23 protein-coding genes are annotated in these 22,638 nt (G+C 70.1%); 8 read left to right on the top strand and 15 right to left on the bottom strand.

The window, feature by feature from the left end; translation table 11 throughout:
• Positions 1 to 22 precede the first annotated feature (22 nt).
• Complete coding sequence (locus tag ACFVJX_RS33850) at positions 23 to 514, bottom strand: hypothetical protein (protein ID WP_384125661.1); 492 nt, start codon at positions 512 to 514, stop codon at positions 23 to 25.
• Positions 515 to 647: 133 nt separating this feature from the next.
• Between ACFVJX_RS33850 and ACFVJX_RS33845 the strand changes: the two genes are divergently transcribed.
• The gene (locus ACFVJX_RS33845; RefSeq protein WP_384125915.1) at positions 648 to 1,808 is read left to right on the top strand and encodes an MFS transporter; all 1,161 of its coding nucleotides are present in this window, start codon (positions 648 to 650) and stop codon (positions 1,806 to 1,808) included.
• On the opposite strand, the gene ACFVJX_RS33840 is transcribed toward ACFVJX_RS33845, so the two are convergent.
• The 6 genes from ACFVJX_RS33840 to ACFVJX_RS33815 all read right to left on the bottom strand — a co-directional run bounded on the left by ACFVJX_RS33840 (position 1,774) and on the right by ACFVJX_RS33815 (position 8,319).
• Complete coding sequence (locus ACFVJX_RS33840) at positions 1,774 to 2,229, bottom strand: hypothetical protein (RefSeq protein WP_384125918.1); 456 nt, start codon at positions 2,227 to 2,229, stop codon at positions 1,774 to 1,776. The genes ACFVJX_RS33845 and ACFVJX_RS33840 overlap by 35 nt on opposite strands.
• Before the next feature lie 78 nt (positions 2,230 to 2,307).
• Entirely contained in the window at positions 2,308 to 3,939 is a 1,632-nt protein-coding gene (locus ACFVJX_RS33835) for a hypothetical protein (RefSeq protein WP_384125662.1), read from the bottom strand.
• Positions 3,940 to 3,944: 5 nt separating this feature from the next.
• Positions 3,945 to 5,900: an ATP-binding protein gene (locus ACFVJX_RS33830; RefSeq protein WP_384125664.1), complete on the bottom strand. Its 1,956-nt coding sequence runs from the start codon at positions 5,898 to 5,900 to the stop codon at positions 3,945 to 3,947.
• Between the two features lie 202 nt (positions 5,901 to 6,102).
• Entirely contained in the window at positions 6,103 to 7,089 is a 987-nt protein-coding gene (locus ACFVJX_RS33825; protein WP_384125666.1) for a hypothetical protein, read from the bottom strand.
• A 142-nt stretch (positions 7,090 to 7,231) separates the two neighbouring features.
• The gene (locus ACFVJX_RS33820; RefSeq protein WP_384125668.1) at positions 7,232 to 7,444 is read right to left on the bottom strand and encodes a DUF397 domain-containing protein; all 213 of its coding nucleotides are present in this window, start codon (positions 7,442 to 7,444) and stop codon (positions 7,232 to 7,234) included.
• Positions 7,441 to 8,319, bottom strand: coding sequence for a helix-turn-helix domain-containing protein (locus tag ACFVJX_RS33815; RefSeq protein ID WP_384125670.1), 879 nt, complete (start codon positions 8,317 to 8,319; stop codon positions 7,441 to 7,443). Before ACFVJX_RS33815 ends, ACFVJX_RS33820 begins: the two co-directional genes overlap by 4 nt.
• 163 nt (positions 8,320 to 8,482) lie before the next feature.
• Here ACFVJX_RS33815 and ACFVJX_RS33810 point away from each other — a divergent pair, with 163 nt between their 5' ends.
• From ACFVJX_RS33810 to ACFVJX_RS33800, 3 genes are all read left to right on the top strand, one after another.
• Positions 8,483 to 8,908, top strand: a complete 426-nt coding sequence (locus ACFVJX_RS33810; RefSeq protein ID WP_384125671.1) for an ATP-binding protein — start codon at positions 8,483 to 8,485, stop codon at positions 8,906 to 8,908.
• Positions 8,905 to 9,036: a hypothetical protein gene (locus ACFVJX_RS33805; protein WP_384125673.1), complete on the top strand. Its 132-nt coding sequence runs from the start codon at positions 8,905 to 8,907 to the stop codon at positions 9,034 to 9,036. Before ACFVJX_RS33810 ends, ACFVJX_RS33805 begins: the two co-directional genes overlap by 4 nt.
• Positions 9,037 to 9,251: 215 nt before the next feature.
• Positions 9,252 to 10,229, top strand: a complete 978-nt coding sequence (locus tag ACFVJX_RS33800; protein ID WP_384125675.1) for a helix-turn-helix domain-containing protein — start codon at positions 9,252 to 9,254, stop codon at positions 10,227 to 10,229.
• A 78-nt stretch (positions 10,230 to 10,307) separates the two neighbouring features.
• Here the strand turns inward: ACFVJX_RS33800 and ACFVJX_RS33795 are convergent, their stop codons facing one another.
• Together ACFVJX_RS33795 and ACFVJX_RS33790 are read right to left on the bottom strand one after the other, a co-directional pair.
• Positions 10,308 to 10,805 carry a hypothetical protein gene (locus ACFVJX_RS33795; RefSeq protein ID WP_384125676.1) on the bottom strand — a complete coding sequence of 166 codons (498 nt, stop codon included), beginning with the start codon at positions 10,803 to 10,805 and terminating at the stop codon, positions 10,308 to 10,310.
• A 328-nt stretch (positions 10,806 to 11,133) separates the two neighbouring features.
• A complete protein-coding gene (locus tag ACFVJX_RS33790) occupies positions 11,134 to 12,291 on the bottom strand; it encodes an acyl-CoA dehydrogenase family protein (RefSeq protein ID WP_384125920.1) in 1,158 nt (385 codons plus the stop codon).
• A gap of 175 nt (positions 12,292 to 12,466) precedes the next feature.
• Here ACFVJX_RS33790 and ACFVJX_RS33785 point away from each other — a divergent pair, with 175 nt between their 5' ends.
• Positions 12,467 to 13,810 carry a UDP-glucose dehydrogenase family protein gene (locus ACFVJX_RS33785; RefSeq protein WP_384125678.1) on the top strand — a complete coding sequence of 448 codons (1,344 nt, stop codon included), beginning with the start codon at positions 12,467 to 12,469 and terminating at the stop codon, positions 13,808 to 13,810.
• A 53-nt stretch (positions 13,811 to 13,863) separates the two neighbouring features.
• Here ACFVJX_RS33785 and ACFVJX_RS33780 read toward each other — a convergent pair whose 3' ends face one another.
• A complete protein-coding gene (locus ACFVJX_RS33780) occupies positions 13,864 to 14,376 on the bottom strand; it encodes a CGNR zinc finger domain-containing protein (protein WP_384125680.1) in 513 nt (170 codons plus the stop codon).
• A 112-nt stretch (positions 14,377 to 14,488) separates the two neighbouring features.
• Here ACFVJX_RS33780 and ACFVJX_RS33775 point away from each other — a divergent pair, with 112 nt between their 5' ends.
• Entirely contained in the window at positions 14,489 to 14,851 is a 363-nt protein-coding gene (locus ACFVJX_RS33775; RefSeq protein WP_384125682.1) for a VOC family protein, read from the top strand.
• Between the two features lie 28 nt (positions 14,852 to 14,879).
• Here the strand turns inward: ACFVJX_RS33775 and ACFVJX_RS33770 are convergent, their stop codons facing one another.
• Genes ACFVJX_RS33770 through ACFVJX_RS33760 form a run of 3 tightly spaced genes read right to left on the bottom strand, consistent with a single transcriptional unit; the run spans position 14,880 to position 17,757 of the window.
• On the bottom strand, positions 14,880 to 16,073 hold the full coding sequence (locus ACFVJX_RS33770) for a dipeptidase (protein ID WP_384125684.1): 1,194 nt from the start codon (positions 16,071 to 16,073) through the stop codon (positions 14,880 to 14,882).
• Between the two features lie 8 nt (positions 16,074 to 16,081).
• On the bottom strand, positions 16,082 to 16,621 hold the full coding sequence (gene purE, locus ACFVJX_RS33765) for a 5-(carboxyamino)imidazole ribonucleotide mutase (RefSeq protein ID WP_384125686.1): 540 nt from the start codon (positions 16,619 to 16,621) through the stop codon (positions 16,082 to 16,084).
• Positions 16,618 to 17,757 (bottom strand): 5-(carboxyamino)imidazole ribonucleotide synthase, encoded by a 1,140-nt coding sequence (locus ACFVJX_RS33760; protein WP_384125688.1) that lies wholly within the window; start codon positions 17,755 to 17,757, stop codon positions 16,618 to 16,620. The genes purE and ACFVJX_RS33760 overlap by 4 nt, the downstream gene beginning before the upstream one ends.
• Positions 17,758 to 17,983: 226 nt before the next feature.
• Here ACFVJX_RS33760 and ACFVJX_RS33755 point away from each other — a divergent pair, with 226 nt between their 5' ends.
• Positions 17,984 to 18,556 carry a GtrA family protein gene (locus tag ACFVJX_RS33755; RefSeq protein WP_384125690.1) on the top strand — a complete coding sequence of 191 codons (573 nt, stop codon included), beginning with the start codon at positions 17,984 to 17,986 and terminating at the stop codon, positions 18,554 to 18,556.
• Positions 18,557 to 18,624: 68 nt separating this feature from the next.
• Here ACFVJX_RS33755 and ACFVJX_RS33750 read toward each other — a convergent pair whose 3' ends face one another.
• Complete coding sequence (locus tag ACFVJX_RS33750; RefSeq protein ID WP_384125692.1) at positions 18,625 to 19,890, bottom strand: ATP-binding protein; 1,266 nt, start codon at positions 19,888 to 19,890, stop codon at positions 18,625 to 18,627.
• A 15-nt stretch (positions 19,891 to 19,905) separates the two neighbouring features.
• Complete coding sequence (locus ACFVJX_RS33745) at positions 19,906 to 20,583, bottom strand: response regulator transcription factor (protein WP_018524728.1); 678 nt, start codon at positions 20,581 to 20,583, stop codon at positions 19,906 to 19,908.
• A gap of 421 nt (positions 20,584 to 21,004) precedes the next feature.
• Here ACFVJX_RS33745 and ACFVJX_RS33740 point away from each other — a divergent pair, with 421 nt between their 5' ends.
• Positions 21,005 to 22,501, top strand: a complete 1,497-nt coding sequence (locus ACFVJX_RS33740; protein ID WP_384125694.1) for a peptide MFS transporter — start codon at positions 21,005 to 21,007, stop codon at positions 22,499 to 22,501.
• Positions 22,502 to 22,638: the final 137 nt, after the last annotated feature.

Raw genomic sequence — 22,638 nt, 5'->3', positions numbered from 1 at the left:
CCGTCCCGGGTCCGCTGCTCACTCACGTCGAAGGGGGTGACTCTGCGCCTCCTGCCGGGCCTTGTGGCTCCGTCTCGTCCAGGTCCTCGTGGAGCGCGTCCAGGACCCGCCCCGTGGGCCGCCCGTCGGGCGCCAGTTCTGCCAGGTGCCAGCCGGGCAGCCTCGCCTCGGTCTCCGGTGCGAGGTCGCCGTCCGCCGGTCCGGCCAGACCGTGGAGCAGACCGAACGCGGTCTCCTTCGCGACCTCGCGGGCTATCTCCCCCAGTTCGGCCGGGGTGAGGCCGAGCCGCAGCGCCCGCTCGACTGCGCCGCCCGCGACTCCGTCCCCGCGGTAGGCCTCGACCCAGTGGGGTGCCGCCGTGCTCCAGACGTCGATGTCCTGCCACACCATGCGCAGGAACCGGTACCTGGCCAGCTGTGGAAGGTTCTCCTCGGCCTCCGACTCCGCCCAGCCCACCGCGTCGTCGGCCCCCAGAGCGTCGAAGAGGCCTGTCAGCTCGTCGATGTCCGTCATGGAAAGGGAAGGTACGCCACCCGGCCCGGAGGCCCGTTCGGGCCGGGTCGCGTTCGCCCCCGTCTGCCACACTGTTCGAGTGATCGTCGAGCTCGCCAGGAGGCGGAGAGGCCCGGCGGTGCTCGCCGCCCTGATGCTGGCCGCGTTCACCTTCAACACCGCCGAGAACCTGCCGATCGGTCTGCTGGAACTCATCGCCGACGGCCTGCACGTGTCCCTGCCATCGGTCGGCTACCTGGTCACCGGTTACGGCATCACGGTCGCCGTCGCCTCCCTGCCGCTGGCCCACTTCACGCGGGCGGTGCCCCGGCGTCACGTCCTCACGGCCCTGTTGACGGCGCTCGTCGTGTCCAGTCTGGTCGCCGCGTCGGCCGGTTCCTACTGGCTGCTGCTCGGGGCCCGGCTGTTGACGGCTCTTGCCCAGGCCCTGTTCTGGGCGGTGATGGGGCCGGTCGCGGTCGGGCTGTTCCGGCCCGGAATCCGTGGGCGGGTGGTCGGGGCGCTGTCCGTCGCCGGTTCGCTCGCCCTCGTGCTCGGAGTGCCTGCCGGGACCTGGCTGGGCAGACAGAGCGGCTGGCCGGTGCCGATCGCCGGGGTGGCGGCCCTCGGGTCCGTCTCGCTCGTGACGATCGCTCTCCTCCTGCCGACCTCCCGCCCGGAGGAGGGGCACGCGGCATACGGAACCCGTCCCGACGCCCGCCGCTTCGGCACGGTCCTGGCGGCGGGGGTCCTCTCCGCCACCGGTGCGTTCGCGGGTTACACGTACGTCGTGAAGTTCCTGGGAGACGTGAGCGGGTTCTCGGGGAGCGCGGTCAACGTCCTTCTCCTGGCTTTCGGCGTCGCGTGTCTGGCCGGGGTGACGCTCACCGGCGCCCTGCTCGACCGTTTCCCGGACTCCGTACTCGCCATCGCCATCGCGACCCAGGCCGTGGGGATGCTCGGCCTGTACGCGAGCGGCGGCACCCAGGTCGCGGCGGTGGTGTTCCTGGCGCTGACCGGCGGTGCGCTCGGGCCGGTGTTCATGGCCACCCAGAACGAGATGCTGCACTGCGCGCCGGGCCGGACGGACATGGCCCTCGCGGCGAACTCCGGTGCCTACAACGCCGGTATCGCGGCGGGCGCCGCGCTCGGCGGACTGGTCCTGTCGCTGTCCGGCGTACGGGGCACGTTCCTCGCGGGCGGTCTGCTGAGCGTCGCGGGCTGCGCGGTCCTGCTGGGCGAGCGGCTGCTGCCCGGCGGGGGCCGTACCGCAAGCCGCTCTAACCGCGGAGGCTACGAGCGAGCCAGGGGCTGAGTATGCCGCGCGGGACCAGCTCCTTGTACGTCTCGTCCCCGGGCAGCGGGACGACGAACCACCGGCCGGGCGGGAAGCGTCTCCCCCGCACGTAGGCCAGGCCGCCGTACACGGAGCGGAGGAACACGGGCACGGAGTCCCGGGGGACGTCCTCGAACCGCACTCCGTCGACAGTGATCCTCGCGTCGTCCTCGGGGAACACCTGGACGGTGACGGCGGGGACCCCGCCCAGCTCGATGAACGCCTCGTGCGGGAGCGACCCGTCCGCGTCGAGCACGGCGAAGGCCCCGGCCGACGTGCGGCGGGAGGTCTGGTCCGCCCCGATGTCGTCGGTGACGCTCATCTCCAGACCGTTCTCGCGCGCGACCTCACGGACCGCCGCGACGGCGGCCTCGGTGCTCGGCAGGTGTGGGTGTCCCATGTGTCCCATGCCGTTGATCATGCCTCAGTGCGAAAACCGCTCCGCGGCAGGAGCCCTGGTCAGGGGCAGGAGCCGTGCTCAGGGGCAGGAGCCGTCGAAGTTGTCCTCGTAGGTGCGGTAGACCCGGTCGGCCTTCTGCCCCTTGCCCGTGGGGGCCGCGGCCGGGTACTCGATGACGGGAACGGGCTTGCAGACAGCCCACTTCCGGGTGTCCGGGGAATCGTCGAACCCGAAGGTGCCGCTGGCTCCGCGCATGCAGTTGACGCAGCTCGCACCGGAGTCCGTGCCCAGGATGTTCATGTTGACGACGGTGTTGTACACGTCGTCGTGGTTCGGCAGGTCGACAGCCCCTGGCTTGCTCTGCCGGTCCTCTCCCGTCGCCTCCTCCCCTTCGCCGTTGATGTCGTCGTACGCCCGGTCGGTGGCCTGGGCGAGCACGGTGAAGGCGTCGTGGTACATGACCGCGTAGCCGTCGTCCAGGGGCTTCGCGCCCCATGCGGGGTGGTCCGCCGGCATCGCCTTGCGGAGTTTTCCGAAGTACTCCATGAAGCCCCGGGGCCCGGCCGGGAGCTGCTCGGCCCCGGTCCACGACAGGGTGTCGACCGAGGCCGCGCCGACGAGGGTGATCCGGGAGGAACGCAGGTGTGCGGTGATCTCTGTCCCGGTCGATTCGGGATCCATGCCGATCCCCACCTTGAGGATGCGTGTCGGCTTGGCGTGGTTGCAGGAGGGCTCGCTCGCCAGCCGGTTCACCAGATGGGGCAGGTCGTGATCACGCCCGGCGAAGAAGACCGTGTCCGCCTTGGTCAGACAGATACTGCGGGCCACATCGGCGAAGCGCTGGGGAACGCCCTTGTCGTCGCCGATGAGGCCCAGGTACGACGCCTGGCGCTGCTTCAGTCCGTACTTCTTGCCGAAGTGATCGAGGAATACGTCCCTCAGGTCGGTGGAGTAGCTGTCCTGTTCCCGCCGGTCGGAGACCAGGAAGCCGGTCCCGTCCCCCGGGTTCTTCTCCAGGTAGGCCCCCAGCGACCGCGCCAGGAGGTCGTTCGAAGGTGAGGTCTTGAAGAAGTACCCGGCCTGCATCGTCGTCGACGTGAGTATCGGCCCTATCGTCGGAATCCGGTGCTTGGAAAGGGCCTTGGCCGCTTCGAGCGTGTCGGGATTGCTGTTGGGCATGCCGAACACGCCGATCAGTGGTGACTCCTTGTCGGCGGCCATCGGCGCCAGCCGGTCGACGACGGGCCGCCATTGGTCGAGGTCCTTGCCGTCGTTGGCCAGAAGCAGCTGGTACCGGGGCCCGGCCTGCGCGTTCGCCCGGAGTTGTGCCACATGGGCACCCGCCAGGGCACGGGCGATCTGCGCCGTGCTCATGGCGCTGGTGGCATCCGTGGTGAACGGCATCATCAGCGCGATGCGCACGTAGGGGATGCGCGCCTCGCCGTTCTCCGGGTGCTTCCACCCCTTCTCGACACGGGCGTTCTCGTCCGCCACCGCGCTTATCAGGCCGTCCAGTTGGGGGTCGCCGTCCAGGACGCCCGCGGTGACGCCGACGCATTCCTTCGCCGACTCCTCGAAGCCGTCACCGCATTTCTCCGGCAGCATCCGTACGACCGCGAAGGCGGCTGCCGCGAGCAGGATGATGCCGACGGTCAGGGCTATGACCTTGTCCGCCGGGCCCATGGCCCGGTTCCTGAAACGGTCCAGCACAGTTCTCACTCCTCGCCGCGGAGGGGGCCGCGTCCGTAGTCCGGTCCGTACGTCGGGCAGGGCCTCCGCTCGCGTACCGCGGCCGGCCAGGAGCGTGCCGCCTCGTTGAGCACCACGCGGCCCGACGGATGACGCATCGACAGGAAAGCCAGCTCGGAGCCGATGTCCTCGCACAGGTCGTCCATCGGTTCCGCGTACGTCTCGGACAGGTACCAGAGAGCGTGCAGCAGCCGGTTGACGGACCGGTGTATGTCGTCGGACTCCTCGTAGAGGTGGTCGTGGGCGCCCCGGGCGATCTCGGCACGGTGGTCCGTCCACTCCGCCCGGGGAGGGTGCGGGGCCGAGGCCACCCGGGGCAGGGCCCCGAGCCAGCGGTCGGCCGGCCAGCTTCCGAAGTACTCCGTCAGCTTGCTCACCACCGGTTCCGCTTCCCCGACGGCCAGTTCGTGCCGCAGGACGTCCGGCTCGTGACCGGCACCGCGCTCCTCGTGATGCCTGCGCAGGAGGCCGTGCAGGTCCGCCCAGCGCCGTCCCGGGCCGGCCGCGGCGCAGACCCGGCGCGCCTCGTGGACCAGCAGGGCCCGCAGGAAGGGGTCGGCCACGAATCCGGTCTCCGTACCCGGCCCGTCCCCGCCCGCCGCGTCCGGTGCGCCGTCGGTCCAGTGCTCCTCCACCAGATACCGGGCCGCTGTGGGCAGCCCCGCGCCGGGGAGTCCGCCGTCGGCGAGCACGGCCGCTGTGGTCAGGACGTGTGCGGCGGCCCGGTCCCGTGCCAGGGCGAGCGGCGCCAGATGGGCGCGCAGCTGGGGCTGCGGCACGAGCCGCTCCAGCAGCACTTCGCCTGCCGGCCGCCCCTCCCCGACCGGCAGGTCGAGGAGAGCCTCGGGATCGACGGGGTGCCCTGCGCGGACGACTGCCTCGCACAGCACCCGGCTGCCCTGCGGATGCCCACGGGTGAGGGAGTACAGGGCGGACGGAAGATGGCGTGGCAGCGGTCCCTGGGCGGCGTCGAGCATCAGCAGCAGGTCCCCGCGGCCCAGCGGGGGCAGCGCGATCGTGAGCATTCCTGCCGACGGCGAAGAGGCGACGGTGCGTTCCCAGCCCGACTCGTGGGTGAGCTCGGGCAGTTCCCGGGTCGTGGCGTCCGGATAGAGGGCCGCGCCGCCGCCCAGCCGGGTCGCCACGACGACCAGGGGGTCCTGGACGCCGGGCCCGGTCGCGGACCGGTGATCGAGCAGCAGCCCGACGAAGCGCCGCCCGGCCGCGGTGTGCGCGTTGTCCAGCAGGACCAGTGGCCGGGGTGCCCGGTTGACCCGCTGCCACCGCCCGTAGGCGTCGGCGACGTCTTCGAGGAAGGCTGCGGTCAGGGTGCGCTCGACGGCGTCCTGGAAGTCACCGCCCTGGTGGAAGCGCAGGCTCAGCCGGATCAGGGCGCTCTCCCCGTCGTCGGAGCCGCTGGAGCGGCTCCGGTACCACTGCTGCACCGACTTCTCGGCCCGGTTCCGTGTGTGCCGCCCGAAGTACTGCTGGACGACCGCCTCGGTGACGGGCGCCAGATCGTGCTGCCGCCGGTCCGGGTCCGCGAGGCGCTCACTGACGTCGTACGTCCAGTCGGTGCCGGTCCCCTCGGCCCCGGCCGTTCCCTTCGTCAGGCCGCACGCGACGAGCAGCCGTGCGATCCGGTCACGGGCCAGCGCCTGCTGCTCCTCGTCACCGCGGTGCCAGCTGGATACGGCGAAGAGCCCCGGCAGGAGGCGGGCGAAGCGCAGCCGCACCGCTCCCGGCACCGCCGGTGCCAGTCCACAGACCAGTTCCTCCAGGATCTCGACCACCGCCGACGTGTTGGCCGCCGCGGGCCCGGACCGGTGTGCCAGTTCGACCCGTGCGGCATCGACCCGCCCGAGCGGGATCCGCCCGCGGTAGGCCGCGTCGAGTGCGTCGAGGACCGCGGTCCTGCCCATTCCGTGAGTCCCGCAGAGCAGCGTTACGGGAAGGTCGTCCCGGTGCTCCTGAGGCACCAGCTCCCGGCGGTCGGGCGCCATGCCCACCAGCCGGGGAACCAGCCCTCGCAAGATCGGATCCCGTGCGTACAAAGGCGTCCGCATCGCCCACTCCCCCGTTCAGCCGTCCATCTCCACTCCGTGGCGGGCCCCACCCCGCGCGTCAGCCGCCGAGCATCCTGCCCAGTGCCTGACCGACCGCGTCCATGAGCAGTTGCCGGCCCACCGTGTCCGGGGCGGATGCGAGGTAGCCCCGGATCCGTTCCATCAGGCCGCGCTGCCGGTCCGGGGGCGGCTCGTCGTCGGGGGCCCCGCCGCCAGCCAGCGAATTCGCGCTCCGCAACAGGGCCGCGAGTGCCTCCGGGTCGAGATCGAGGGCCGGTGCCAGCTCCGTGATGAGCCTGGCGAGACCGGCGGGCGGCAGCGCGGTGTGCATCTCGATGGAGGTGTGCACACTGTGGTCGGCGTCGCCCTGCGTGATGTTCTCGATCGTCCCGGCCTCTATGTGGGTGTGCTGGGCGGGCCGACGGTACTCACGTTGCTGCGCCACGTACGCACCGATGTCCGTGACTCCGGCGAGCACGACGGCCACGCCCTGCGAGGTGAGCGCCACGTGTGAGCCGACGTCGTGGTGGAACAGCGGCCCATCGCAGGTGATCAGTTCCTCGTCGGCCAGGTAGGTGAGCGCGCGTGCGACCTCACTCCGGGAGAGGGCGTCGCCGAGGAAGAAGACGTCCGGCGAGTCGAGGAAGCCGCTGATCCGTAACGGCTGTCGGTGCGTGTTGGCATGGATCCAGTGCAGTACGGCCCGCGCCGCGTGGCGTGTCCGCTCGGCGGCGTTCGCCCGCAGGGCCTGAAGCCATCGGGCGCGGTCGACCCCGGCGGCCCGCAGAGTGACCACGGGAGCCCCGGTCTCCGGCCCGGGCCCGCCGACGGTGTCGATCAGCTCCTCGGCACACAGGTGGTCGACGAGCAGCCTGACCGCGCTCATGGGGATGCTCTGGAGCGAGCCGAACCCTGCGCAGGACACGTGCCGGTGCAGCCCACCCTCGGCCCTGTCCCAGACCCACAGCAGGAGGCGGGGGCCGTACCTGTCGACGTACACGTCGAGGACGTCGTGGCCTGGTAACGCCGGTATGGGATCTGACACAGACGGGGTCCTGTTCCTACTGTCTCCAACGGCTCAGCTGCCGCACCTACCCCAGCTTCATTCCTCTAATCAGCTCCGGCCCACGGGAATGCGTGTCAACTTCGTTACGATGAAACGGATTTGACGGGTCCGCTGCCGCCGATCAGGCCTGGTCGGGCACGGACGACGTGAAATCCGCCCAGGCTCCAGGACCGAAGGCGAGCACGGGGCCCGGGGCGTTCTTGGAGTCGCGGACGTGGACTGTGCCGGGGGCGGTTGCGATCTCGACGCAAGAGTCCCCTTCACTGCTGCTGCTGTAGCTGCTCTTGAACCACGCCAGCTCGGAGGCGTCCCCGGCAGAGGTCTTGCGGATCATGTCTCTCCCAGCACTTGCTCGATGAAGGCCAGCGACTCCCGTGGCGCGAGAGCCTGGGCCCGGATCATCCCATAGCGCAGATCAAGGATCCTGAGCTGTTTCGGGTCGAACACCGGCCGCCCGGCGAAGGCCCCATCAGAGCGCCCCACCGCGGTGCCGTCCTCGAACTTCAACACCTCGATCCCGCCATCCATACCCGCGTGGTCCTCGCGACGGGTCGGCATGACCTGAATGTCGACGTTCCGCAACTTCCCTACTTCCAGAAGCCTTTCGAGCTGCCGACGCAATACCATTGTGCCTCCGACGGGACGGCACAAGGTCACCTCTTCCTGTACGAAACTGAGCGCGGGAGCGGGGGACCGTTCGAAGATGCGCCGCCTGGCCATACGCGCGGCCAACACCCTCTCCACCTCGTCCTCCGAGTACGCGGGCCGCCTCATTTCGAACAATGCGCGCGCATACTCGGCCGTCTGCAACAGGCCGTGGATGTTGTGGTTGCTGTACAGCCCCATCTCGACGGCTCGCTCCTCCAACTTGGCGAGTTCACGCACCTTCTTCGGGTACCGAACCTCCGCCAAGTCCTGCTTCATCACAGCGATCTTGCCGCCCGCGCCCGTCACCTCGTCCGCTCTGTCCAGGAACTCCGGCCGAGGAATCCGCCGCCCGCCCTCCACCTTGTAGACGAGGTCCTCGCCGTACCCGATCGCGGCCCCGAACTCGGCGGCCCGCATTCCCGCGGCCTCCCGCCACGCCTTGATCTGACGCCCCACCGCTGCCACCACCGCAGCCCCCGACTCGTCATCGGGATCGACTTCCCAACCGTGCTCGTCCGCCCCGCCGTCGCCCTGCTCCGTACCGACCCCGTCCACACTCATCCGCGCCCCACTTCCGACGTGCGTGCCGTTCTTCCTCAACCGCCTCTGTTCCCCGCACGTCACTCCGGACAGCCCGGACAGCACTGGACAAGCCCCGGACAATCGCCGTACGCATCGGCTCAGTCACTGTGCACGGTACGCAGGCGCGGCCACGCTGAGTGACGTGAACCAACAAGCCGCCACCCCCCAAAACACCACCACGGAGCGCACGTTCACCGTGCTGCTCTCACCCACCCGCCGAGGCGCACGGCTCGCACGCCTGCTCACCGTGGTCCACCTCGATCTCTGGGGCCTGCCTTCGGCGTCGGCCGCGCACGTCGTCGCGGAGCTGGCCGCCAATGCCGCCACGCACGGACGGGTGCAGGGCCGGGACTTCCGGCTGAGCCTCACCGTTCGCGGGGACACACGGCTGCGGGTAGAGGTGACCGACACCCGGGGCGACCGCCTGCCCGTCGCGTCCGCCCCGGAGGACGACGCCGACAGTGGGCGCGGCCTGCTGATCGTCGAGGCCCTCGCCGACCAGTGGGGGATCACCACGGGCCCGGTCCCGCGCAAAACGGTCTGGGCGGAACTCAGCCTCGCACCGTGACCGCCTCGCGCCGTGTCCGATTCCACCGGGTCGCGGGTACCCGCGACCCACGCGGCCACGACCCGGTGGGCCGCGACGCGGTGGCCCACGACGCGGTGGCCCACGACGCGGTGGCCCACGACGTCTAAAGGCTTTTAAAGAACCAAGGGAAATAACCCCACCAAACCCAACCCCGCCCTCGTCCGGAGGCCCGTCACCCGCACGGGTGACATATGCCAACTCAGCTGGATTTGGCACGGGTTGGCTGGCATATGCTCGCCGCGACAACCACAGACACGAGACGGCCCCGGCCGGGACTGGAATCCCTGCCGAGGCCTGACCACGAGGAAGAAGACGCTTCCCGATGGATACCCCGCAGGTTACCGCGCCCCCGCACGCCAGGCCCGGCTCCCCCGGCCCCTCCGGCGCCCCGCGCGACGTCACACCGACTGCCGGTGTCATTCACGTCAACACCCGCCACAGTTCCGGCTTCACGGTCATCGGCAACCACCTCGCCCAGCACCGCGAACTCTCGCTCGTCGCGATCGGGCTCGCCGCGTACATCCAGTCGCTGCCCGCCGGGGCGAAGGTCGGCATCAAGGTCCTCACCGACCGCTTCCCGGAGAGCGAGGCCCGAATCGCCGCCGCTTTACGGGAGTTGGAGGAGAAGGGCTACCTGCACCGCACCCGCGTACGCCTCCCCGAGGGCCGGGTGGTGACCCGTACGGTCTCGTACAACCAGCCGCGCAGCACCGACGCCTCGAAACCCCCCGCACCACAGCCCCGGCCCACCGCCCCACCGCGCACGACACCACCCGAGCCACAGCGGCCTGCACCGGCAACACCGCCCCCGGTTCCGGCCCCAGCCCCGGCCCCGGAACCCGTACGCGCTCCGGCCGCCCCCGCCGCAACTCCGCCCCCGCCACTCCCCCAGCCACGCACACCCACCGACGGCCTCCACCGCACGGCTGCCGCCCTCCTGGCCGACCTGCGCCGCCACGCACCCGGACTCGCCCTCTCCGAGAGCGACATCCGCACCCTCACCCCCGGCGTCACCGCCTGGCTCGAACGCGACACCCACCCCGACACCATCCGCCACGCCCTCACCACAGACCTCCCCGTCCCCCTGAAGCACCCGGCGAAACTGCTCCGGCACCGGATCACCACCCGTATCCCGGCACCACTCCCCGGCATCGCGGAGCTCACCGCGCCCCGTCGCAAGACCGTCGTCGTCCCGCTCCAGAACTGCGAAACCTGCGAACGCGCCTTCCGCGCAACGGAACCGGGGCACTGCCGCGACTGCCGCACCGAACACCCGGACCTGCACGCAGCGGCAGCCTGACGGCGCAGAGCGAAGTCGGGCCGACTCGGTGGGGGCCGAGCCACCGAGTCAGCCCGCCCGTGGCTTCGTAGCGCCCGGCTAAGGAGCCCCCCGCTCCTTGGAGACAGCAGGCTTGGGAGCCTTCTGCGGCGCCGAAACACCCGGCTGGGGAGTCACCCTCCCCTTCGAAACGCCTGGGTGGGGAGTCACCCTCCCCTTCGAGACAGCAGGCCTGGGATCCTTCGGCGGATCCGGAAGACCCGGCGAGGGAGTCATCCCCGGCTTCGTACCTCCCGGAGGATTCGTAACGCCCGGAGTAACGGTCACCGCCAGATCCGGAACGTCCGGCGGAAGACCCGTCGTCGGCTCCACCACTTTCGCGTTGGTCCCCGGGCGCTTCACCACTCCGTCCCCCGGGTCCCCGCCGTCGCCGCCCGACCCGCAGCCGGCGGAGACGAGAGCGCAGACCTGTGACTCCAGGCGCCCGGCGATGGCTCCGCCGACTCCGCTCATGGTCATGGCCAGCACGATCGTAGCGACGACGATGATCAGCCCGAGATACTCCACAGCCGTCTGGCCCCGGTCACGCGGTGTCATCGGCTGTGCCTCACCTGGTGCGGGACCGGTTGCCTCGTGTGCGCGTAATGCGAACTCAGCCCCTGACAAAGGGAACACCCAGCAATCATGTAGGAGCGCGGTCATGCTGTTTTCGCGCTCGTGTCGTCACCCGCCCGGAGAAAGAACGCTATACGTAGTACTTATCGGCTCCCCCATCGATCAAGGCTCAGTAACCGCGCGAAGGTGTAACAGCGTCGGCCCGGGAGCCGTGGGCACTGATCTCCCGGCGTCACCGCCGGACATGACGACGGCCCCCGGCGATGCCGGGGGCCGAGCGTCTGTGTGCGTCGGGTGGTCGGAGCAGCGGCTACGGCAGGTTCCGCGCCATCACGATGCGCTGCACCTGGTTCGTGCCCTCGTAGATCTGGGTGATCTTCGCGTCGCGCATCATCCGCTCCACCGGGTAGTCGCGCGTGTAGCCGTAGCCGCCGAGCAGCTGGACCGCGTCCGTGGTGATCTCCATCGCCACGTCGGACGCGAAGCACTTGGCCGCGGCGCCGAAGAAGGTGAGGTCGCCGTCGAGGCGCTCGGACTTGGCGGCGGCCGAGTAGGTGAGCTGGCGGGCCGCCTCCAGCTTCATGGCCATGTCGGCGAGCATGAACTGGATGCCCTGGAAGTCGCCGATCGGCTTGCCGAACTGCTTGCGCTCCTGGACGTAGCCCTTGGCGTAGTCCAGCGCGCCCTGGGCGACACCGAGGGCCTGGGCGGCGATCGTGATGCGGGTGTGGTCCAGGGTCTTCATCGCGGTGGCGAAGCCGGTGCCCTCCTCGCCGATCATGCGGTCGGCGGGGATGCGGACGTTGTCGAAGTAGACCTCGCGGGTCGGGGAGCCCTTGATGCCGAGCTTCTTCTCCGGGGCTCCGAAGGAGACGCCCTCGTCCGACTTCTCGACGACGAAGGCCGAGATGCCCTTGGAACGCTTCGTCGGGTCGGTGACGGCCATGACCGTGTAGTACTCGGAGACGCCCGCGTTGGTGATCCAGCGCTTCACACCGTTGAGGACCCAGAAGTCGCCGTCGCGGACGGCCTTCGTCTTCATGCCCGCCGCGTCGGAGCCCGCGTCGGGCTCCGAGAGGGCGTAGGAGAACATGCCGTCGCCCTTGGCGAGCGGGCCCAGGTACTTCTTCTTCAGGTCCTCGGAGCCGGAGAGGATCACCGGGAGGGAGCCGAGCTTGTTCACGGCGGGGATCAGGGAGGAGGAGACGCAGGCGCGGGCCACCTCCTCGATCACGATGACCGTGGCGAGCGCGTCGGCACCGGCGCCGCCGTACTCCTCCGGAACGTGGACCGCGTGCAGATCCGCCGCGGTCAGGGCGTCCAGGGCCTCCTGCGGGAAACGGGCCTCCTCGTCGACCGCGGCAGCGAACGGGGCGATCTTCGCCTCGGCGAGCGCACGCACCGACTCACGGAGCATGTCGTGCTCCTCTGCCGGACGGTACAGGTCGAAATCGGTCGAACCCGCCAAGACTCTCACTCCCCAAGGATGCTAACTACCGTTAAGTAACCCAATTTTAGGCGCCTGCCCCGGCAATGGCATATGAGCTGGGGCCGTGAGCTTCACGACAGCCGGAACTGAGCGATTCAGGGGCACGACTATGCTCGTTCACCGCACGTCTGTCCGCATCTCACAGGAGCACTACATGGCCCTCAGGATCACTGTGATCGGCACCGGCTATCTCGGCGCCACCCACGCCGCGGCCATGGCGGAACTGGGCTTCGAGGTGCTGGGGCTCGATGTCGTGCCCGAGAAGATCGAGATGCTGTCGGCCGGCCGGGTCCCGATGTACGAGCCGGGGCTCGAAGAGATCCTGAAGAAGCACGTCGCCGGTATCGCGGGCGCCAGCGGGCGACTGCGCTTCACCACCTCGTGGGAAGAGGTGGCGGAGTTCGGCGATGTGCACTTCGTCTGCGTGAACACTCCGCAGAAGCACGGCGAGTACGCCTGTGACATGAGCTATGTGGACAGCGCCTTCGAATCGCTCGCACCGCACCTGACCAGGCCCGCCCTGGTCGTCGGCAAGTCCACCGTGCCGGTCGGCTCCGCGGCCCGGCTCGCGGCCAGGCTGGCCGAGCTCGCGCCCGCGGGCGCGGACGCGGAGCTGGCGTGGAACCCGGAGTTCCTGCGCGAGGGCTTCGCCGTCAAGGACACCCTGCACCCGGACCGGATCGTCGTCGGGGTGGGGAGCGAGCGCGCCGAGAAGCTGCTGCGCGAGGTGTACGCCGTACCGGTCGCGGAGGGCTCCCCGCTCGTGGTGACGGACTTCCCGACGGCCGAACTGGTGAAGACCGCCGCCAACTCCTTCCTCGCCACCAAGATCTCCTTCATCAACGCCATGGCGGAGGTCTGCGAGGCCGCCGACGGCGATGTGGCGAAGCTCGCCGAGGCGCTCGGTCACGACGAGCGGATCGGGAAGAAGTTCCTGCGCGCCGGCATCGGCTTCGGCGGCGGCTGCCTCCCCAAGGACATCCGTGCCTTCATGGCCCGAGCCGGTGAGCTGGGCGCCGACCAGGCGCTGACCTTCCTCCGGGAGGTCGACTCCATCAACATGCGACGCCGCGGCCACATGGTGGAGCTGGCCCGGGAGGCCGTCGGCGGCGGATCGTTCCTCGGCAAGCGGGTGGGCGTCCTGGGTGCCGCCTTCAAGCCGGACTCCGACGACGTACGCGATTCGCCCGCACTGAACGTCGCCGGGCAGATCCACCTCCAGGGCGGCCAGGTCACCGTCTACGACCCGAAGGGCATGGAGAACGCCCGCCGGCTCTTCCCGACGCTCGGTTACGCGGACACGGCCTTGGACGCCGTGCGCGGCGCCGATGTGGTGCTGCACCTCACGGAGTGGAGCGAGTTCCGCGAGCTGGACCCGGAGGTCCTGGGCGAGGTCGCCGACCGCCGGATCATCCTGGACGGCCGCAACGCGCTGGACCCCGTGGTGTGGCGCAAGGCCGGGTGGACGTACCGGGCCATGGGCCGGCCGAAGGCCTGAGCGAAGCCCTGAGCGTCTGAGCTCTCCTCAAGCTCCGCCCTACTGAACTCTCCTCAGCTCTGCCTCGCGCGGTAGGCGCGCATCTTCGCGCGGGCGCCGCACACCGACATCGAGCACCAGCGGCGGCGCCCCGCCGGGCTGCGGTCGTAGTACGCCCAGCGGCAGTCCGCCGCCTCGCACGCCTTGAGCCGGGTCCAGGTGCCGTCGGCCGACGCGGTGGCGATGGCCGCCGCGACCCTTGCCGTCAGTCCGGGCGGCTCCTCCACCGGGTGCAGCACCGCCCCGCCCCGCGCGTCCACGGCGACGCGCAGGGGAGCGTCGGCCAGCAGCCGGTCGAGGAGGGCGACCGACTCGCCCTCGGGCGGGCGGTGGCCCGCGTGGGCGAGGCAGACCGTGCGCAGGGCCTCGCGGAGGGTGCGGGCCGCCGGGGCGTCCGGCTCGGCGATGGCGAGTTCGGCACGCCCGTCGGCCGTGTCCAGGGCGTCCGCACCGGTCTCGACGTCCAGGGTGTTGACCAGGGCCTCGACGAGCGCGAGTCCGCCGGGTGCGGAATCCCTCTCATTCATGGTTGCGACGTTACCTCCGGTGCGGCAGCATGCAGTAACGGTTACCGGTTGAGGCGTCTTACCGGTAACCGCCCGATCGGACCTGCCCGCATCTGTACGAGGAGGAAGCGTCATGGCTGTTGCCGCACTGGGTGCCGTCGTCCTGGACTGCCCCGATCCCGGCGCGCTCGCCCGTTTCTACGCCGGGGTGCTCGGCGGGAGGATCGAGGACGACGGGGACGGCTGGGTGAACCTCGTGGGCGGCACCGGCACCCCGCTCGCCTTCCAGGCCGCGCCCGGCTTCGTACCACCGCAGTGGCCGCGTCCGGACGGCTCGCAGCAGTTCCATCTGGATCTGACCGTGCCGGATCTGGACGCGGCGGAGCGAGAGGTGCTCGCGCTCGGCGCGACGGCGCTCGAAGCGGAGGACCGGGAGCGGAGCTTCCGGGTGTACGCCGATCCGGCGGGGCACCCGTTCTGTCTCTGCGCCTGCTGAGCGCTCGGCCGGGTGCCCCGGTTCGTACTCAGAGAGCCGGGGCGTCCAGCTGCTCGATCGTGGCGTGCGAGGGGCTCCGGCGGGTGCGCAGCTCCCCGGCCACGTCCTCGGCGGCGCGCAGCACCCGTACGGCGTTCTGCCAGGTGAGCTTGGCCAGGTCGGCGGCGGACCAGCCGCGGCGCAGCAGCTCCGCGATCAGGTTCGGGTAGCCGGACACGTCGTCGAGGCCCTGCGGGAGGAAGGCCGTGCCGTCGTAGTCGCCGCCGATGCCGACGTGGTCGATGCCCGCGACCTCGCGCATGTGGTCGAGGTGGTCGGCGATCGTGGCGACGGTGGCCATGGGACGGGGATTGGCCGTCTCGAACGCGGCGTGGACCTTCATCGCCCGCTCGGTGGTGTCCAGGTGGTGCAGTCCGTGCGCGCGCATGTTCTCGTCCGCCGACCGGGTCCAGGCGACGGCCTCCGGCAGGACGAACTTCGGTACGAAGGTCGCCATGGCGATGCCGCCGTTGGCCGGGAGCTGCGCGAGGACGTCGTCGGGGATGTTGCGCGGGTGGTCGCAGATCGCCCGGGACGAGGAGTGCGAGAACATCACCGGAGCGGTGGAGGTGGCGAGCGCGTCGCGCATCGTCGTCGCCGCGACGTGCGAGAGGTCGACCAGCATGCCGGTGCGGTTCATCTCCCGTACGACCTCGTGGCCGAACGGTGAGAGGCCGCCGACGCCCGGCTCGTCGGTCGCCGAGTCGGCCCAGGCGATGTTGTCGTTGTGGGTGAGCGTCATGTAGCGGACGCCGAGTGCGTGCAGGGCGCGCAGGGTGCCCAGCGAGTTGTTGATGGAATGGCCGCCCTCGGCGCCCATCAGGGAGGCGATACGGCCCTCGGCGCGGGCCGCCTCCATGTCGTCGGCGGTCAGCGCGCGGCGCAGGTCGCCCGGGTGCCGGTCCAGCAGTTCGGCGACCGCGTCGATCTGTTCCAGGGTGGCGCTGACGGCGTCCTCGCCCGCCATGTCGGACCGTACGTAGACGGACCAGAACTGCGCGCCGACGCCGCCGGCGCGCAGCCGGGGGATGTCGGTGTGCAGATGGGCCGACTGGTCGCCGGCGATGTCCCGCGCGTCGAGGTCGTAGTTGACCTGTTCGCGCAGCGCCCACGGCAGGTCGTTGTGGCCGTCGACGACGGGGTGCTCCGCGAGGAGTTCCCGGGCCCGCTCCAGCTGGTCCATCCGTTGCCCTACTTTCCGAAGCCGAAGGAGTCGGCGCCCTGCACCTTGCTGCGCAGGCGCTTGCCCTTCTCGGTGGCCTGGTCGTTCAGCTCCTTCTGGAACTCGACCATCCTGGCCTGTAGCTCGCTGTCGTGCGCGGCGAGGATCCGGGCCGCCAGCAGGCCCGCGTTGCGCGCGCCGCCGACCGAGACGGTGGCGACGGGGACACCGGCGGGCATCTGCACGATGGAGAGCAGGCTGTCCATGCCGTCCAGGTACTTCAGCGGCACCGGTACGCCGATGACCGGCAGCGGGGTGACCGATGCGAGCATGCCGGGCAGGTGGGCGGCGCCGCCCGCCCCGGCGATGATCGCCTTCAGGCCGCGGCCCGCGGCGTGCTCGCCGTACGCGATCATCTCGTGCGGCATGCGGTGGGCGGAGACGACGTCGACCTCGTAGCGGATCTCGAACTCGTCGAGCGCCTTGGCCGCTGCTTCCATGACGGGCCAGTCGGAATCGGAACCCATGACGATGCCGACGACCGGCGCGGTGGAGGCGGGGGAAGTCATTCGGTGATCGTTCCTCGCAGGTAGTCGGCCGCGTGCCGGGCGCGCTCGCGCACATCCGCCAGGTCGTCGCCGTAGGTGTTGACGTGGCCGACCTTGCGGCCGGGCTTCACGTCCTTGCCGTACATGTGGATCTTGAGCTGCGGGTCGCGGGCCATGCAGTGCAGGTACGCCTGGTACATGTCCGGGAAGTCACCGCCCAGGACGTTGCTCATGACCGTCCAGGTGGCGCGGGGGCGCGGGTCACCGAGCGGGAGGTCCAGGACGGCCCGGACGTGGTTGGCGAACTGCGAGGTGATCGCGCCGTCCTGGGTCCAGTGCCCGGAGTTGTGCGGGCGCATCGCCAGCTCGTTGACGAGGATCTGCCCGTCGCGGGTCTCGAAGAGTTCGACGGCGAGGTGGCCGACGACGCCGAGCTCCGCGGCGATCCGCAGGGCGAGCTGCTGGGCCCGGCCTGCGAGCTCCTCGCTCAGCTCGGGGGCGGGCGCGATGACCGTGTCGCAGACGCCGTCGACCTGGATCGACTCGACGACCGGGTAGGCGACGGCCTGGCCGTGCGGCGAGCGGACGATGTTGGCCGCCAGCTCCCGTACGAAGTCGACCTTCTCCTCCGCGAGGACCGGGACACCCGCCCGGAAGGGGTCGGCCGCGTCCGCCTCCGAGCGGACCACCCAGACGCCCTTGCCGTCGTAGCCGCCGCGCACGGTCTTGAGGATGACGGGGAAGCCTCCGACCTCCTCGGCGAAGGCCGCGGCGTCGGCCGGGTCCCGCACGATGCGGTGGCGGGGACAGGGTGCGTCGATCTCGGTGAGCTTCGCGCGCATCACCCCCTTGTCCTGGGCGTGCACCAGCGCGTCGGGGCCGGGGCGCACGGGGATGCCGTCCGCCTCCAGGGCCCGCAGATGCTCGGTGGGCACGTGCTCGTGATCGAAGGTGATCACGTCACAGCCGCGCGCGAAGGAACGCAGCGTCTCCAGGTCGCGATAGTCGCCGACGACGACTTCATTCACGACCTGGGCCGCCGAGTCCTGAGCGGTGTCACTGAGGAGCTTGAACCTGATGCCGAGGGGGATGCCCGCCTCGTGGGTCATACGGGCGAGCTGACCGCCACCGACCATGCCGACTACCGGAAACGTCACTCCTCCAGGGTATCCGCACGCCCTGCGGGCCCCGGACGATGCCCTGTGTACACCTGTGTACGGGTGGTGGGGGCGGGGATCCGGGTGTCACAGGCTCGCCACACCTGCACCGGTACTCACAGGCAGCCGACGGGTGGGCTGGTTAGCATGGCCGGGTTGACGGAACCTGAAGACGAACCGACGGACGAGCCGACGGACGAACCGACAGACGGGCTGAGCAATCACCATGAGCGAACGCGGCGCACTGCGGGCCCGGCTGGATCTGCTGGCCCGGGAGATCGCCAAGTTCGGCGTGGTCGGCGCGGTCGGTCTGGTCGTCAATATCGCGGTGTCCAACCTGCTGTGGCGCTACACGGACATCCCGACGGTGCGGGCGGGTCTCCTCGCGACGTTCGTCGCCATCCTCTGCAACTACGTCGGCTTCCGGTACTGGACGTACCGGGACCGCGACAAGAGCGGGCGGACGCGGGAGCTCACGCTGTTCCTGCTGTTCAGCGCGGTGGGGGCGGTCATCGAGACCGGGGTGCTGTACGCGGCGACGTACGGGTTCGGCTGGAACAGCCCGGTCCAGAGCAACGTCTTCAAGATCGTCGGGATCGGGGTCGCGACGATGTTCCGCTTCTGGTCCTACCGGAGCTGGGTGTTCAAGGCGCTGCCTGACAAAGAGGTGGTCGTGAGCGGGGACGGGTTCGTGGCGCCCACGGTCTCCGTGCCCGGGCCGGCCTCCGGGCCCGCGACTGCTCCCGCTCCCGCTCCCGCTTCTGCGGTGCGGGTCGAGGCGGATACGGCTCGGCGGTAGCTCAGGGTTCGTCCGGGCCGACGTCTTGTCCTCGGTCGCCGGACGGGCTCGGCCGGGCGGGGCCGGACTTACCGCACCGGGCGTTCCGGTTCCTTTCTGGTCAGGGCCACTCGGCTGAGGAACAGTGCGAAGACCGGGGGCTGCTGTTGGAGCAGTTCCAGGCGGCCGCCGTCCGCCTCCGCCAGGTCCCGGGCGACCGCGAGTCCGATGCCCGTGGAGTTGCGGCCGCTGATCGTCCGCTCGAAGATCCGCGCGCCGAGGTCGGCCGGGACTCCCGGGCCCTCGTCCGTCACCTCGATGACCGCCTGGTTGCCGGTGACCCGGGTGCGCAGGGCGACCGTGCCGCCACCGTGCATCAGGGAGTTCTCGATCAGCGCGGCCAGCACCTGCGCGACCGCGCCCGGGGTGCCGACGGCCCGCAGGCCCTGCTTCCCGGAACGGACGATCGCGCGGCCCTCGCCCCGGTAGGCGGGGCGCCACTCCTCGATCTGCTGCTTGACGACCTCGTCGAGGTCGAAGACGACGGCCGAGCCGGTACGCGGATCGCGGGCGTTGGTCAGCAGCCGCTGGACCACGTCCGTGAGGCGCTCGACCTGGGTGAGGGCGATGTTCGCCTCCTCCTTCACCGTGTCCGGGTCGTCGGTGACGGAGATCTCCTCGATCCGCATGGAGAGCGCGGTCAGCGGCGTACGGAGCTGGTGGGAGGCGTCCGCGGCGAGCCGGCGCTCCGCGGTGAGCATCCGGGCGATCCGTTCGGCCGAGGAGTCGAGGACGTCCGCGACCCGGTCCAGCTCCGGCACCCCGTACCGCTTGTGTCGCGGGCGCGGGTCGCCGGAGCCCAGGCGTTCCGCGGTCTCGGCGAGATCGGTGAGCGGTGAGGTCAGCTTGTTGGCCTGGCGTACGGCGAGGAGCACGGCGGAGACGATGGCCAGCAGCGCCACCGCACCGATGATCATCAGGGTGCGTCCGACCTCGCGGGTGATGGCGGAGCGGGACTCCTCGATGGTGACCTTCTCGCCGTGCTCACCCTGCTGCGTGGCGCTGATCACGCTGCCGCTGGGGCGCTCGCCGACCTCGATCGGGGCCCGGCCCTCCATTTTGACCAGGGCGTAGCGCTTGTCGTCGATCTGTTCGGCCAGCACCGCGGGGTTGATCCGCTCGGCGCCCAGGAGCCGGCTCTCGATGACGCTGATCACTCGCAGCGCCTCGGAGTCGACACTCTCCTGGGCGCTGCTGCTGATGGTGCGGGTCTCGACGATGACGAGGGAGACGCCGAAGACGGCGATCACCACGAGCACCACGGCGAGGGTGGAGTTGATCAGTCTTCGGCGCATGAGTGTTTCTGTACGTCAGCTCTTCTCGAAGCGGAAGCCGACGCCCCGGACCGTGGCGATGTAGCGCGGATTGGCGGCGTCGTCCCCGAGCTTCTTGCGGAGCCAGGAGATGTGCATGTCGAGCGTCTTGGTCGACGACCACCAGGTGGTGTCCCAGACCTCGCGCATCAGCTGGTCGCGGGTGACGACCCGGCCCGCGTCACGGACCAGGACCCGCAGCAGGTCGAACTCCTTGGCGGTGAGCTGGAGTTCCTCGTCGCCCATCCAGGCCCGGTGCGACTCGACGTCGATCCTGACCCCATGGGTGGCGGGCTGCGGGGCGGGCTCGGTGGCCCCGCGGCGCAGCAGCGCCCGGACCCGGGCCAGCAGTTCGGCCAGCCGGAAGGGCTTGGTCACGTAGTCGTCGGCGCCGGCGTCGAGGCCGACGACCGTGTCGACCTCGTCGGCACGGGCGGTCAGCACCAGCACCGGCACGGTGTGGCCCTCGGCGCGGAGCCTGCGGGCGACTTCGAGGCCGTCCATCCCGGGCAGCCCCAGGTCGAGTACGACCAGATCGATGCCGCCCTGGAGGCCGGCGTCGAGTGCGGTCGGACCGTCTTCGCGGACCTCGACCTCGTAACCCTCCCGACGCAGGGCGCGGGCCAGTGGCTCCGAGATGGATGCGTCGTCCTCGGCGAGCAGTACACGGGTCATGGAGTGATGGTAGTCCGCGCAGCGGAGAAGGAGTGAGGTGATCCAAAAGCCCTGCGGGTCTGCGCCCCGTTCACGGGCGGACCTTCGAATATGCGACTGTGGTTGCACCTGGACCTGTGATCCATGTCTCAAGTCCTTCCATATCCCGCTCTGTCGTGTCGTATGGTGTCTCAACGCCTGTTGCACTACTCAAAGACCTTTGGGCAGCTATTAGCGCCCAGGGTCTCTTTTGTGTGCGGGGCTGGTACCCGCCAGCCCGGAAGTCTCAGTGAATGACCTGTGGGCCGGGCCCGGAACGCCAATGAAGGCACCGGGCGTGGATCCCGACGCGGTGGGCGTGCCCGTGTCGGTGCCGGCCTCCCCCCACCGGGCGCGTACCGCTCACAAGGCCACGCGCGTCCCGAGCAAGCAAGGATCGACCATGGCGTCCAGCCTGACGAAGGACCCGGCCAGTGCCCCTGGCGTAGAGAAGACCTTCTTCGGCCACCCCCGCGGCCTGGCCACGCTCTTCATGACCGAGATGTGGGAGCGCTACAGCTTCTACGGCATGAAGGCACTGCTCCCGCTGTACCTGATCGCTCCCGGCGGCATGCACATGAGTGCCACCACGGCGACGGCGATCTACTCCGTGTACATGGCGATGGTCTATCTGCTCGCCATGCCCGGCGGCTGGGTCGCCGACCGCTTCTGGGGGCCGCGCAAGACGGTCGCCATCGGTGGCGGTGTCGTCATCCTCGGCCACATCACGCTCGCCGTGCCCAACTCGGCGACCTTCTTCGCGGGTCTCGTACTCGTCGCGCTCGGCTCCGGCCTGCTGAAGGCCAACATCTCCACGATGGTGGGCCACCTCTACAAGGGCCCGCAGGACCCGCGCCGCGACGGTGGGTTCACGCTCTTCTACATAGGCATCAACATCGGTGCCTTCCTCGCCCCGCTGTCCATCGGCACGGTCGGCGAGAAGGTCAACTGGCACTTCGGGTTCGCGCTCGCCGCGATCGGTATGGCGCTGGGCCTGGCCCAGTTCATGCTCGGCTCGCGCCACCTGAGCCGGGAGAGCGACGTCGTCTCCACTCCGGCGACGGCGGAGGAGAAGCGTTCCGTCCTGCGCAAGGGCCTGGTGTGGCTGATCGTCGCCGCGGCCTTCTACACGCTGCTCGGCGTCTCGGGCAACTTCGCCGACTGGGCGCTGCTGCCGATCACCATCGCCGGTCTGGTCATCCCGGTCGCGGTCCTGGTGCGCATGAAGCGCGACAAGGAACTGACGGTCACCGAGCAGTCCAAGCTGTCCGGCTACATCTGGTTCTTCGTGGTCGCCGCCGTCTTCTGGATGATCTACGACCAGAACGGCTCGACCCTGTCGATCTTCGGCGAGAACTCGACGACGAACAGCCTGCTCGGCTTCCACTTCCCGACGTCCTGGTACCAGTCGCTGAACCCGGTCTTCATCATGGCGATCGCCCCCGTGGTCGCCTCGGGCTGGCTGTGGCTGAACAAGCGCGGCAAGGAGCCGAGCACCGCCGTCAAGTTCGCCTCCAGCCTCACGCTGATCGGCATCTCCTTCATCGTCTTCATGATCCCGCTGATCGACACCGCCGCCAACGGCGGCCGGGTCAGCCCGATGTGGCTGGTGGCGATCTACTTCATCCAGACCGTCGCGGAGCTCTGCCTCTCCCCGGTCGGCCTCTCCGTGACGACGAAGATGGCCCCGGCGAAGTACAGCTCCCAGATGATGGGTGTCTGGTTCCTCGCCGTCACCGCCGGTGACTCGGTGACCGGTCTCCTGACCTCCCCGCAGCTGGGCGTCGACCTGAACACCTCGGGCGCCGTCGCGTTCGAGGCGGTCCTCGCGGTCATCGCCGGTGTCGGCATCTGGATGTACCGCAGGAAGGTCACGCAGCACATGGGCGACGCGAGCTGACCTCGTAGCTCCGAAGAAGGGGCCGCCGGCCCCGGGGGACCGGGGGGGGGGGCCCGCCCCCCGGGCCGGGGGGTTAAAAAAAAAAACACACCACCCAGCCGAACACCCGACCGGTTTGGGGGGGTGGGTTGTTTGGT

Origin of the sequence: Streptomyces sp. NPDC127177 (assembly GCF_042672475.1) — a bacterium.
In the GTDB taxonomy this organism is placed as follows: Bacteria; Actinomycetota; Actinomycetes; order Streptomycetales; family Streptomycetaceae; genus Streptomyces.
The sequence above is the reverse complement of the archived record's forward strand: the minus strand, read 5'-3'. Positions and strand labels throughout refer to the sequence as shown.

Bases quoted from the DNA above. Each gene is read 5' to 3' on its own strand.
- ACFVJX_RS33820 (WP_384125668.1), bottom strand. From the start codon at position 7,444: ATGATCCGCAAGACCTCTGCCGGGGACGCCTCCGAGCTGGCGTGGTTC.
- ACFVJX_RS33770 (WP_384125684.1), bottom strand. From the start codon at position 16,073: ATGGACCAGCTGGAGCGGGCCCGGGAACTCCTCGCGGAGCACCCCGTC.
- ACFVJX_RS33795 (WP_384125676.1), bottom strand. From the start codon at position 10,805: ATGACACCGCGTGACCGGGGCCAGACGGCTGTGGAGTATCTCGGGCTG.
- ACFVJX_RS33775 (WP_384125682.1), top strand. From the start codon at position 14,489: ATGGCTGTTGCCGCACTGGGTGCCGTCGTCCTGGACTGCCCCGATCCC.
- ACFVJX_RS33840 (WP_384125918.1), bottom strand. From the start codon at position 2,229: ATGGGACACCCACACCTGCCGAGCACCGAGGCCGCCGTCGCGGCGGTC.
- ACFVJX_RS33815 (WP_384125670.1), bottom strand. From the start codon at position 8,319: ATGAGTGTGGACGGGGTCGGTACGGAGCAGGGCGACGGCGGGGCGGAC.
- ACFVJX_RS33745 (WP_018524728.1), bottom strand. From the start codon at position 20,583: ATGACCCGTGTACTGCTCGCCGAGGACGACGCATCCATCTCGGAGCCA.
- ACFVJX_RS33800 (WP_384125675.1), top strand. From the start codon at position 9,252: ATGGATACCCCGCAGGTTACCGCGCCCCCGCACGCCAGGCCCGGCTCC.
- ACFVJX_RS33845 (WP_384125915.1), top strand. From the start codon at position 648: ATGCTGGCCGCGTTCACCTTCAACACCGCCGAGAACCTGCCGATCGGT.
- ACFVJX_RS33755 (WP_384125690.1), top strand. From the start codon at position 17,984: ATGAGCGAACGCGGCGCACTGCGGGCCCGGCTGGATCTGCTGGCCCGG.
- ACFVJX_RS33785 (WP_384125678.1), top strand. From the start codon at position 12,467: ATGGCCCTCAGGATCACTGTGATCGGCACCGGCTATCTCGGCGCCACC.
- ACFVJX_RS33740 (WP_384125694.1), top strand. From the start codon at position 21,005: ATGGCGTCCAGCCTGACGAAGGACCCGGCCAGTGCCCCTGGCGTAGAG.
- ACFVJX_RS33830 (WP_384125664.1), bottom strand. From the start codon at position 5,900: ATGGGCAGGACCGCGGTCCTCGACGCACTCGACGCGGCCTACCGCGGG.
- ACFVJX_RS33780 (WP_384125680.1), bottom strand. From the start codon at position 14,376: ATGAATGAGAGGGATTCCGCACCCGGCGGACTCGCGCTCGTCGAGGCC.
- ACFVJX_RS33750 (WP_384125692.1), bottom strand. From the start codon at position 19,890: ATGCGCCGAAGACTGATCAACTCCACCCTCGCCGTGGTGCTCGTGGTG.
- ACFVJX_RS33850 (WP_384125661.1), bottom strand. From the start codon at position 514: ATGACGGACATCGACGAGCTGACAGGCCTCTTCGACGCTCTGGGGGCC.
- purE (WP_384125686.1), bottom strand. From the start codon at position 16,621: ATGACTTCCCCCGCCTCCACCGCGCCGGTCGTCGGCATCGTCATGGGT.